Annotated in this window: 6 protein-coding genes; all 6 read left to right on the top strand. The window is 50.1% G+C overall.

The features are described from left to right. The first annotated feature begins 28 nt into the window (after positions 1–28). Positions 29–403, top strand: a complete 375-nt coding sequence (locus tag AC6I7T_RS08045; RefSeq protein WP_497792837.1) for a hypothetical protein — start codon at positions 29–31, stop codon at positions 401–403. Between the two features lie 19 nt (positions 404–422). After that, positions 423–2,303: an ABC transporter ATP-binding protein gene (locus tag AC6I7T_RS08040; protein ID WP_497794573.1), complete on the top strand. Its 1,881-nt coding sequence runs from the start codon at positions 423–425 to the stop codon at positions 2,301–2,303. A 58-nt stretch (positions 2,304–2,361) separates the two neighbouring features. Further along, a complete protein-coding gene (locus AC6I7T_RS08035; protein ID WP_497792836.1) occupies positions 2,362–2,916 on the top strand; it encodes a hypothetical protein in 555 nt (184 codons plus the stop codon). A gap of 569 nt (positions 2,917–3,485) precedes the next feature. Continuing rightward, positions 3,486–7,235: a carboxypeptidase-like regulatory domain-containing protein gene (locus AC6I7T_RS08030; RefSeq protein ID WP_497792835.1), complete on the top strand. Its 3,750-nt coding sequence runs from the start codon at positions 3,486–3,488 to the stop codon at positions 7,233–7,235. A gap of 790 nt (positions 7,236–8,025) precedes the next feature. Then, positions 8,026–12,369, top strand: a complete 4,344-nt coding sequence (locus AC6I7T_RS08025) for an Ig-like domain repeat protein (protein WP_497792834.1) — start codon at positions 8,026–8,028, stop codon at positions 12,367–12,369. Between the two features lie 16 nt (positions 12,370–12,385). After that, positions 12,386–13,009, top strand: a complete 624-nt coding sequence (locus AC6I7T_RS08020) for a hypothetical protein (protein ID WP_497792833.1) — start codon at positions 12,386–12,388, stop codon at positions 13,007–13,009. Positions 13,010–13,152 lie beyond the last annotated feature (143 nt).

Raw genomic sequence — 13,152 nt, 5'->3', positions numbered from 1 at the left:
TTGATCTAGACGAAAGAAAGGTCCGGATATGGCAAAAGTCACGATTGTTTTTGGCGTTCTGCTGATTCTGCTTGGTCTTTTCGGTTTTGTGGCTACAGGAAGTGCACACCCTACAGCGCTTATTCCCGCTATATTGGGTCTTTTGTTGATTGTTTTTGGATATCTGGCGCGCTCTCCGAAAGAGAAAAAGCGCATGTTGTGGATGCATGTTGCTGTAACGCTTGGGCTACTTGGCTTTCTGGGAACAGTGAAGGACTTGATTGACTATTTCCGTATGTCGACAATGGGGGCTGAGGTAAGCAATCCAGCTACAGAAGCCAAAGCAGCCATGGCGGCAATGCTGTTGTTTTATGTGATTTTGAGTGTGCGCTCCTTTGTCAATGCGCGCATCGCGAAGAAGTGAGCTTTATTTTCGTATGCACATGAGAACCTCTTCCCTGTCGATGAAGTCTGAACGGACACCCGCCCGTGGATCGTCACACGCCGTGAAAGGGGAGGTTTCTAAAAAGAAACCAAGCTTCCGCAAGGTTTGGCCAGAGGTACGCGAGCTGCTTCGACCCCGTAAAGGGCTGTTATTTTTGGGATTGTTCTTAATGGCAATAAACCGGGTCGCCGGTTTGGTCTTGCCTATCTCAACGAAGTTCTTTATAGATGTCATCCTGCGACAGCATCAGGTAAAGAAGATTTCTTTTCTTATCGGTGTTGTACTCGGGGCTACTCTGCTTCAGGCCGTTACTGCTTTCTCCCTGACACAACTACTTTCGAAGGCGGCACAGCGTCTTATTGCCGATCTACGGAAAAAAGTGCAGAGCCATATTGGACGGCTTGCCGTCGCTTATTACGACGAGAATCGTACCGGCGTGCTCGTCTCGCGCATCATGACCGACGTCGAGGGCGTACGCAATCTGATTGGCACAGGACTGGTGGAGTTTGTTGGCGGTATGCTAACGGCTGTTCTGGCCTTCGGCTATCTATTGCGGTTAAGCGTGTCCGTCACCTTAGTCATTTTGGGTATTGTTGGAGCATTTGTTTTTGCGCTGCAGTTTGCTTTTCGCTACATTCGCCCAATCTTCCGTGAACGCGGAAAGATCAATGCAGAAGTAACTGGCCGTTTGACGGAATCTCTGGGCGGGGTTCGGGTGATCAAGGGATATCACGCCGAAGAGCGTGAGGCAGCGGTATTTGCCAAAGGTGCAGACCGTCTTCTAGACAACGTTATGCGTTCCTTGACGGCAACCAGCCTGCTCTCCTTAGTGGCAACAACCATTCTCGGCATCGTAGGCGCGGTTGTAATGTTCTTTGGCTCTGGAAAGATCCTTTCCAACCAATGGACCTTGGGTGACTATTTCTCCTACACCATGGTTTTGGCTTTCATGGTGGCTCCGGTCTTCCAGATTGTAAATATCGGGACGCAGTTGACCGAGGCACTGGCCGGATTAGATCGCACCAGTGAAGTCATGGCAGAGAGAGAGGAAAATCAGGATCCTCGAAGAGTCGTGAGTCTGCCTGTTATCACCGGTGATGTTCGTTTCGAGGACGTCTCCTTCGCTTACGAGAAAGATAAGCCGGTGTTGTACGACGTTTCCTTCGAATCGAAACCCGGTACTGTTACGGCGCTGGTTGGTTCTTCGGGATCGGGGAAATCGACCATCATTAGTTTGGTCTGTGCTTTTCATAGTTTGGACCAAGGACGAATTATCATCGACAACATTGATCTTGCCACCGTCAGATTGGATAGCTATCGCTCGCAGCTTGGGGTTGTTCTGCAAGATTCATTCCTCTTCGACGGGTCGATTCGTGAAAATGTGATGTTCTCCTACCCTGACGCAACAGAAGAACAGTTCCTCAACGCCTGCCGTATCGCCCGCGTCGACGAGTATGCCGAACGGTTTCCGGAGGGCTACGAGACTATCGTTGGCGAGCGTGGGGTCAAGCTGTCAGGTGGTCAACGGCAAAGACTCTCGATTGCTCGAGCTATCTTGGCAAATCCCCGAATTCTGATCTTGGATGAGGCTACCTCCTCTCTCGACTCCGAATCGGAGGCGATGATCCAGCAGGGACTGAGCTTCTTAATGCAGGGGCGTACGACATTCGTAATTGCACACCGGCTCTCAACAATCCGTCGTGCCGATCAGATTTTGGTCGTGGAACAGGGCCGTATCGTGGAGCGCGGTACTCATGAATCTCTCTACGAACTACATGGCCGTTACTACGATCTCTATACGCGTCAACAGGGATTGGAGGCCAACCTCTTCCTCGCTCCGGGAGAGGGCGATAAAGTCGTCGAAGAAGAAGCCTTCTGATTGCTAAGAGAATCTAGAGCATTTCTCGCATAAGTCCAATACATAATGATGGATGCCTATGCATATTCACGTCTCCTGGATCCTGCTCATCTTTATTGGTTTTACGATTTCGCTGCTTCTTCTTGTCCTGCACCTGACCAGGCTAGGCGGGTTGGTTCACCAGAACATTCCTGACCGTCCGCGCCGGCGTCTATTTTTGGCATCCGTCAGCTTCTTTATTACATTTTTGGCCGTGAGGTTACTCGTCGCTTCGATTACTCACCACATCGGTCCGTTTGGATATGTTCAGATAGGTGGACGCCATATTCATCATCTGGTCTGGGGCATTCTGCTTCTCTTGATCTGTGGTTATGCCGAGCTCGCCGAGGTTGGAAGGAGCGATAGCTCCAAGTCTGTCCTGCTAAACCGCTTATTGGCTTTGAGCTATGGAATAGGAGCTGCACTGACTCTGGACGAATTTGCATTGTGGCTAAACTTGGACGCAATGGCTTATTGGTCCAAGCAGGGTAGAGAGAGTATCGATGCTGTGGCGCTATTCGGTTCCTTGCTTGCCATCGGAACATGGGGTGCCCCTCTCTTTCGCAAGTTAGCGCATTCCGCTCCGGAAAACTAAGGCTCATATACACACGTGGCTGGATCAAAATTCAATGGATGACTCCTAGTCTCTGCTATTCCTGCGTAGTGCGGACTTATCAGTCAGTGCCAATTTGCTTGGCTTCGATGTGCCTGTACCTCTGCTTCTCCTGCTCGGCGTTCTATGAAGATATCAATCTGATTAATAACCGATGAAACCATTGGAGTGGGCAGTTCTGCTGTCGAGCCATGATATTCACGGCTATTTTGTCGACATTATGAAACGTAATACTAGACTGCGGTACTGTATCGCCTGTTTTCGTGCCCCTTCCCGGCCCGGAAATCGTTGGTGTCCGATTGTGACGTACCTCACTAGTTTAAGTGTCGCTTGAGAAAAGCCAAACTTCACAAAACAGTTCAAAGTAAACGCAAACTGAAACGATTTTCACTGTGAAAACAATTTCTTGAAACCTCTTGCCACATCACGGTACGGTTGGTAGGGTTTAGTGCTTTGCATCCTTGACAGTCATATTTCCGGTTATTTACAAGGTTTCCTACATTACAAAGTTTATCTATTGATATTGGAAAACTTTGGGGAGGCTGTTTGCGATGCTTTTAAAGCAACAGGATCTGGCAAAGAGTAAACGCTCATGTTGGATCACGCTTTATAGACACTCCGGGATGAGAATCCTAGGGGTGATCCTTTTGTCACTTTTTGGGGTTACCGGCATTGTTGCACAAACGGGAAGCGGTGGTACGGTACAAGGTACCATTACCGATCCCACAAATGCAGTTATTGCAGGTGTGAAGGTGACTGCAACCAACGTTAGTACTGGTGTTGTCTCTGAGACCATTTCGACGTCTGCAGGCTATTATGTTGTACCGGCCTTGATTCCGGGCCAGTATACGGTTTCTGCGGAGAAAGATGGATTCCAGATCTTCACCCAGGAAAACATCCAGGTAAACGCACTGCAAGTTGTTGGTATCAACATCAAGATGGTTGTTGGTAGCGCAAGCGAGTCAGTTACAGTTACTACTGCTCCTCCGCCGCTACAGACCGAGAACGCCTCGATGACCACCACGATGGAAAATGAAACCTACACGGCACTACCGCTGAATATGGGCGGATCGCAGCGTGACCCAACAAACTTTGCATCTTTGACTCCAGGATATGCCGGTGGTGGCCGTTCTGGAACCTATAACGGTGCCGGCGGTTCGAGCAACGGAAGTTCTAGCTCTGGCGCCGTAACGTATCTCGATGGTCTTGTTATTTCGCAGGGCGATAATCGTCAGGTCTCTCTCGTTGTATCTGTCGATGCAATCGACCAATTCCAAGTAACTAGCAGCGGTGCGAACGCCAGCCAGAGTGGTATGGGATCGCAGAACTATAACGTCAAGCACGGTACGAATGCCTTCCATGGCAGTCTGTACGACTACATCCGCAATACGGCCTTCGATAGTTGGGGCTTCTATGCTAAGGCTCAGACCGAGCCAACGGCAGATGGTGGAACTAGAAAAGCACGGAAACCACCTGAGCATCAGATGGAGCTCGGCATGACTTTTGGCGGTCCGATTCAGAAGAACAAGATGTTCCTCTTCCTTTCGGGTGAGATCTATCGCTATACCTCCTACCAGAGCCCGACCATGATGACCGTCCCTACTAAGGATATGCGGAATGGTGATTTCAGTGCAGTTGGTTGGAATATCTATGATCCAACGACACTCAAAGTAACAGGCAGCACTTATCACGTTGACCAGTTTGCCGGTAACGCTATTCCTCAGTCGAGAATCTCCGATATCTCCAAGAAGATGGTGTCGTTTCTTCCTGCACCAACGAATAGCGATCTGACGGGCAACTATCTTGCAGTGCGGCCAACGGGAAATTCTAACTACCAGATGACGGAGAGGTTTGACTGGTCGATTACTCCCCGGCAGAGAATCTCTGTTTTGGGCAATGTAGGCAAAAGAGGCTTTATCGGCTACAACTATAGCGATGATGCAGTTCTGCCTGTCCCGTATATGAATGCTGTGAACAATTCGCAGTTCTTTGATTCGGGCATTCTTGAGCACACATTCATTGCTACTCCAAACTTGGTAAACGAATTCAAGTTTGGTTATGTTCGTATGGATGCGCCTGTGGGTAATCCTACCTATGGGATTGACAAGTATAAGGCGACTGCTATGGGAATCGGGAATTTGCCCGTTGGTCAGTCTTCCGATACCTTTCCTGCTGTTACGTTCAGTGGCGGCAATGTTACACCTTCTTCCTGGTATAGTCCGACAGGATACAAGAGCACAAACAACTCCTTTATCTTGCATGATGATATTTCCTGGGTTCATGGAAAGCATCTGATTGCTGCTGGATTTGACTTGCAGTGGATTGAAAAGAATGCCTCTAACTGGAATACAATCTCTGCCCCGCTTAGCTTGAAGTACACTCAGGCAGCAACCTCGGGCTTCATTGGAACTGCTATTTCGGGAAATTCTTTGATCACTAAATCGGGTGATCCTTATGCAAGCTTCCTGCTTGGAGCAGTCAATTCAACCAGCACTACGGTCCAGAACTACTCAATTCTCGGTACCCGGACACATCCGTTTTCTCCGTATATTCAGGACGACTGGAAGATTTCTCCCACATTGACGGTTAATCTGGGGCTTCGCTATGAGCTCTTCCGTCCATTGTCGGAGGTGTCGAATCGCGGTTCCTTTATGAACCCGAACATCATTAATCCTGCAACGGGAACCTACGGTGCAATGATGTATCTTGGCAATGGCATAGGAAGCTGCAATTGCCATACGCCAGCTCATACATACTTTGCCAACCTTGGACCTCGAGTTGGTTTTGCCTGGTCCGCAAATGAAAAAACTGTAGTGAGAGGTTCATTCTCGATTAACTACAGCCGCAATGCTCAGCTGAATACCACAACTGGAACCACTGGGTTAACCAAAAAGACCACCTTTGCAAGCAGCGTCAACGACGAGCAGGCTGCATTTTATCTGAATCCAAGCCTGGGAACCAGTCTCGCTAATTCTGCTCTTCCAGCTTGGTCTTCAACTTTCACGAAGTCTGCAGCTGAAAATGCCGGAAACTACTTGGATTCTTCATCCAATTCGTATCCGACTGCGGGCGATGTATCTATGGCTACTCCTTACAGTGGCGGCAGAGCGCCAACAGTCTATAACTGGAATTTTGGCGTTCAACGTGCCATTAGCCGTGATCTCACTGTGACGGTAACGTATGCAGGAACTGAATCGCATTTCCTTACCAGCAGTAAATCGGGCTATGTTAACAATCTTGATCCTAAATATCTCGTAATTGGTAAATATCTAGGTCAACTGCCTGGCGCTGCTGCGGGAACGCAGACAGCACTTCAGGCTGCACAGGCTCGCTATCCTGGTATTGCTAGTCCGTATAGCAGTTTTGGTGGAAACAAGGGAACGATCACTCAGATGTTGAGAGCCTATCCTCAATATGGGAGTGTTTCAGATACCTGGGGAGCGGATGCCAATGCTAATTATCATGGTCTTCAAATTTCGTTATCTCAGCGTACTTGGCACGATCTGTCCTATACGGTCAATTACAGCTGGAGCAAGACGATGGATAATACCGGCGCTTATCGTACCGGGGGCTTCATTATCCCTGGAAACGTAATCACCGGTGGACAGACCACCACTCCCGCAAAACTAGAGCGCTCAATCAGTCTCTATGATCAGCCTTCCGTTCTGAAGTTCTACGGAACATATAAGCTTCCTTTTGGTAGGGGAAAGCTTGGCAGCAACAATACGTATGCACGTCGTATTGGTGATGGATGGCAGGTCTCCTGGATCTACTCTCTAGCATCCGGGCGTCCTCTTTCTGTAACGGGTGCTTCCGGTACTTGCGTTACCTCCGGCCAGGGTTCTTGCTTCCCAAGCTATAACCCAAGCTTCAAGGGCAATGTGCGCATAAATGGAAGATGGGGCAAGGGGTATTACGCCAATATGTCGAATTCCCCACGGTACATCGATTCAAATGCATTCATGGCTCCTGCTGGATACCAGATCGGCAACGTAGCTCGCACGGCTCCTTATAACCTGCGTTATCCAAAGTCTTCAGACATTGATCTCGCACTTATGAGAAGCTTCGACGTGTGGCGGCCCGGTAATGTAAAGTTCATTTTTAGAGCTGAAGTTTTCAACCTGACTAACCACACTGAGTTCAAGGGTATTGGAACGAGCTTCCCATGCACTTCCGGAAGTGATTTCGGAGTGAGTGGACCAGCTTGTACTCTTGATCCCAAGTCAGCTGCTTGGGGACGCGTTTCGTCTCAGGCAAACTCTCCACGTGATTGGCAGTTCTCTGGAAAGTTCAACTTCTAGAGCCAAAAATAAAGAGATGTAGTAGAACGAGGCTTCCATGAACTATGGGGCCTCGTTTTATTTTGTACTTTGGTATTCGTTGTTAGCCTGCCCTAACATGGAAATGAACTTAGCTACAGCCTTACCTCCTGAGCACGAGGGCTGATCTCGATTACAATGGTCGCGCCAGGATTCCTGCGATTTGCTTAGTGTTCTGGTGAAATAGATGCATAAGGCCATTCTTTTCAACATGAGAGAGTGGCCGTGGTTTGCTGGCCTCTCATAGATTCCAGTCCCTTCAATACGCCCCTCTCCCCGTGGTTTTATCTCAACAGATTTCGCTTCGGTTAGCTGATGCGAAAGAGGTTAGTAATAACTACGAGATAGACGGGATAACAGCGTAGGGATCTTTCTTCACTATCTACATTCTGGACGCAGTTGGGCAGCTTAAGTGTCGGATTTATTGGGAGAGATCGTGTTTAGAGTAGCTCCAGAACGAACACCGTGAGAATTTATTAATCTCTCTTTTATCGGACCAAAATGGAACTTGCTCTCTCCTTATATGTAACCGTAATGAATTCTTTTATTTGAATAGAATTTGCCTTGTATTGAAGTTGGCTATAGTGAAGATAGCGTTATCCCTAGGGACAACAACCCTTGCAGGTGTTGACATACGGAAAAGAAAAATGTCATAGTCCTTTTCCCAGCATGTACAGTTAGCCTCCGGTATCCACAGTTCTTATGGCACGGAGGTTTTCGCTTGTAAGCAGAGCTGGTCCGGTGTGACGCATTGAAGGAAGAGCGACTTTATATGGCCATGATTTTCGAATCGCGTTCTCGCTACGGTACTTTGAAGATTTCCTGCTACCCGCCGATGCTTCGGGTATTCACCGCACGCTTTTCCTTGTATATGAAGGGGTTAGTTTGCCTGTTGCTGCTATTGGCGGCCTGTCCGTCATATGCGAACGCAATACCTAATTTGGGATTTGCCGGGCTAGCTCGGACAATCAACACAGGTGGAAGTATTACTCTCGGCTCTCCTTCCGGTATTGTTGTGGATCCGGCAGGCGATATATTCATTGCAGATACGGTCAGCGGTAGCGGACGAATCGTAGAAGTGAATGCGCAAGGGACTGCTTCAGTGCTTACGGTCAGTGGTTTAAGCCCGGCTCTGGGTTCTCTGGCAGGTATCGCTATCGATGGAGCGGGTAACCTCTATGTCGTGGATACAGGGAACACCCGTGTAGTGAAAATCACCTCGTCGGGAGCGGGCTCCGTGATCAGCACTGGGAGCGTAATCTTGACTTCCCCACAAGGTGTGGCTCTAGATCAGGCTGGGGATATTTTTATTTCAGACGGCACAAGCACCAGCAGCCAAATTGTGGAAGTGGCCTCTGGAGGTTCCGCCGCTGCTCTCAGCATCACCGTTTCCTCCGGTCTAAGTACTCCAAAAGGCTTGGCTGTGGATGTATCAGGGAATCTCTATATCGCCGACTCTGTTCATAGTCGTATCGTAAAAGTCGCTGCAGGAAGTACGACGGGCGTGGTGGTAAGTATCAGCGGTATAACTCTGACCTCCCCAAGTGACGTGGCCGTGGATGGGGTTGGAAACCTCTTTATCACCGATAATTCGGACGGTGGTTCCCGTATCGCGGAAGTGGATACGTCCGGAAATGGTTTTGTATTGCCTATTAGTCCGTTTACGCTTAGCAACGGGGCTGCAGGGGTTGCTCTGGATGTTTTTGGTACGGTTTATATTGCGGATACCGGCAACAGTCGCAGTTTGATTGTGGATCCGCCGCTCGACATGAATAGTTCAGATACGAACGGCTATTCATCTTCGTTGAACAGATCAGCTGTCGGATTTGGTCACGTCCAGCTAGGTGCAGATTCTTCGGGTACCGTTACGTTATCACTTCCTTTTTTCATAGGACTTGGACCGGGAGGAACTCAAAAAACACTAGGTGCTACTGCGGTTAAGGTGTTTACCTCCGGCACAGAGAATCTTGATTTTACCTTGGGAACTGGTACAACATGCGTCGCGACAACGACGAATAACTCCTGCACCGTGGAGATCCATTTTCTGCCTACAGCACCAGGCTTGCGAACGGGAGCTGTAGTACTTTATGACAATTCCACTCCGCAGGTTCCAATCCTTACCCTTCCGCTGTATGGCTTCAGCGATGCTCCGGTGGCAGCGCTGGCTCCTAATATCGGAACCGTGATTGGCACAGGAGGTGTGGTCCTGAGTTTTCCATTCCAATTGGCTGTGGATGGTGCAGGAAACATCTATGACGCAAATGATGGCGGGAATCTGGTCAAGATTACTGCTGGTGGCAGCGCCTCGGTGGTGACCCCCGGCAGTCTGACCTTCGGCAACGAAGTCACAGGCGCAGTCCTCGATGGGGCCGGCAATCTGTTCATCAGCGACCATACGAATAGCCGCATCATAGTGCTGACGCCGGGCGGAAGCGCATCTGTGCTGGCCATCAGCGGTCTGGGTGCCACGGGATTGAATCATCCTACGGCGCTTGCTTTCGATGGCGCAGGCAATTTGTACATCTCCGACTGGACCAATGGCCGTGTTGTCGAAGTTTCGTCCCTCAAAGTGCTTGGACTGACATCCTCAGGCATTGGAACGGTGATCGGTACAGGCAGTTATACCATCGGCTCAGATGCGGTTACTGGTGTCGCAGTCGACTGGATGGGAAACATTTATATTCCAGACGGGTACAATGGCACCGATCCCAGTCGCATCATTAAGGTGACGTCAGCCGGAGTGGTTTCGCTGCTGACTCCCACCGGAATCACCTTCAGTCGGCCTCGGGGCGTCAGCGTAGATGGCATGGGGAATATCTACGTTGCGGATGGCGGTAACAACCGCATTGTTAAAATCACCACGGCAGGGATTGCCTCGGTGTTGGCCGTTAGCGGTCTGCCAACTCCGGCGGCATTGGGTTCACCTTTTGGTGTCACGGTGGATCCGTCCGGGAATCTATATCTTCCGGACTCGGGTAACAATCGTGTCGTGTTCGTGAACGTTTCTGGTGCTGCCCTCTCATTCCCAAGCACGGCGAAGGGCGCGACCAGCGCGGCAAAGACAGCAACGGTAACTAACCTGGGTAACCAGCCGTTGATTTTCTCAACCAATCCAACGTATACAGCCGACTTTAGCAATAATTCCGGCGATACAAATCCATGCACTTCTTCTACATCCCTGTCATCCGGTATGCTGTGCGATGTTTCCGTAGTGTTTACTCCGCAAACGGTTGCCAGTCTGAGTGCCGGGATCACGGTGACGAACAATACACTCAATGTTGCCGGCAGCACCCAGCAGGTTTCCGTCAGCGGGACATCGTTCAGCCAAGGCGACACGACTTCTACAACGGTGGCGATGACGCCAACGTCCCTGGTTCGAGGGCAGCCTGCGACGCTTACTGCAACTGTAGCGGATACAACATCCGGGCATACCACTACCATACCGACAGGTTCAGTGACTTTCACTGATATGGTAGGATCGACAATTACAACTTTGAATAACGGTTCCTCCGTAAGCCTGAGCGGAGGAAGAGCAACATTAACTGGGGTGGTGCTAAGCGGAATCGGTACACATACCATCAACGTCAACTATGCCGGTGTGAGTGGAATCTATTTGGCGAGCAGTAGCACTAGTCCCGCAATGGCAACTCTAAGTAAGGCTTCGGTTACCGTGACGGGGCCGACGACACAGCCGGTAGCGGTAACAGTAGGGCAGACGGCTTCAGCTGTTGTAACTGTTACTGCACCCTATACGACCATTGCCGCGCCGTCAGGGACTATCAGCTACAGTATCTTGAATTCATCGAGTACAAGCGTAGCTTCGGGTACCCTAGCACTTACTGCAGGCACCGGAAGTTCGACAGCTACTGTGCCGATACCAAGTACGCTGGCAGCTGGCAGCTACACCATCAGTATCACTTATAGTGGCGATAGCAACTATCTGCTTACTTCTACGGCAACTACAATTCAAGTTCAAATAAGCCAGCTGACCCCCACGATCAGTTGGAGCCCTGCCGCCACCACAATTAGCTATGGAGCTACGCTGAGTGGAATCTTGAATGCCTCAGCCCTGAATGGAACTTCGAGTGTTCCTGGAAGCTTCGTCTATACCGCATCCCTCTCAGGGGGAAGTGCGAGTACTGTTACTAGTGCAACAGTATTGGGGGCGGGAAGCTATACTTTAACAGCAACATTTACGCCCTCCGATGCAACAACATATAAATCTGTGTCCAGTACTTTAGTGCTGGTGGTTGGCAAGCAGAGTCCAACCACGGGGCTGATTTCTTCGATCAATCCGGTATTGACTACAAGTCCAGTTACCTTTACTGCTACCGTATCTGTGGCAGCAGGAACGCCTACCGGTTCAGTGAGCTTTTACGATGGAGCGACGCTTTTAGGGGCGGTGACGTTGTCGCAAAAAGTTGCTGCTTTCACAACATCGAGTCTGACTGTCGGACCTCACTCGATAACGGCGATCTATTCAGGAGATAGCAATTTCGCTACAACCACCAGCGCTGCTATTGCTCAGGTAGTGCAAGATTTCAGCGTGACCTCGGGTGGAGGAAGTGGCGGCAGCGGTGGCGGTAGCGGAGGAAGCGGCGGTGGTGGCAGCAGCAACACGCCCACACAAACGGTGCTTCCCGGTGAAACTGCAACGTATCCCGTGGCTCTAGGGCTCACGACTGGCACGACCTTACCTGTACCGGTTGTCCTAACCGTAACTGGAGCACCCCCGGGAGCCACTGCGACATTAACGCCGCAAAGTTTCCCCGCTGGTACTCCATTCACGCCTGTAACGCTCTCGGTAGTGTTGCCGACAACGACAGCGTCCCTTCGTCAGGAAGATCCTTTGAGTAGGAGGTTTGTTCCCATGCTTCTAGGGATGCTCCTCCTTCCGTTTGCCTGGAGAATGAGGCGGTCCGCCGCTAGATTGAGAAATATTGCCTGCGCACTGCTGGTTGCTTTGGCTTGCTTAGGCTGTGTTCTTGGGCTATCGGCTTGTGGTTCTAAGACAAGCGGTTATTTTGCTCAGCAACAGAAGACCTATACCTTAACCATCACGGCGACTGCCGGTACAGTTTCGCGCAATACTTACGTCACACTTACGGTTCAGTAGAAGAAGGAGCTAAATAATGTCTCGAACGTTTTGCAGCAGTGTGCTCCTTCTCGGAGCGTTGACTATGGGTTTGGTCGCACAGGGACAGAGACAACCGACGCAATCGGAGGGAAAGACGTCAGCCGATATTGCCATCACGTACACGGCAGAACGTGCCAAGATTGCTGCTGTGGATTGCGGATGCTTTTGGTTGCAAGGTGGAAGTTTTAGTGGCGCGATCACTTTCTATCACGGCCTCGGTGTCGCAGCCAATCTAACCGGAGTGCATGCTACCGACGTAAATCCAGGTGTAGATCTGGATAAAGTTTCCTTCATGATGGGGCCACGGTATACGTATCGGCCGGGGCACTGGAAAAATCGATTATTTAGTGGAAACCATGGTATCGGTGTTTTCGGAGAAGGTCTTATTGGCGGTGTTCACGCATTCAATACCGTCATTCCTTCTACTTCGGGAGCAGCGGGTGCTGCTAGTTCTTTTACCTTCCAGGTAGGAGGCGGTTTGGACTGGACGGTGAAGAAAAATATAGGAGTACGTGTGGTGGAAGCGGACTATGTTCACTCTACGCTTCCGAATAACAGTGATAACACTCAGCATGACCTTCGTCTTGCCGGTGGTGTTTCCTTTCACTTTAATTACTGAAACAGGCGACTGTCCTTTCGTTACGGCAGCTAGAGCAAAACCAGCGTAGATGTAGCTGGAGCCACAAATCCTTGTGCAGGGTTTCCGTAAAAGGAAACCCTGCACAGCACCGTATGCGGGAAAATGCTCTAACACTATCTTTC

It is taken from the genome of Humiphilus diazotrophicus (assembly GCF_059726315.1).
This window is presented reverse-complemented; position numbering and strand designations above follow the sequence as displayed.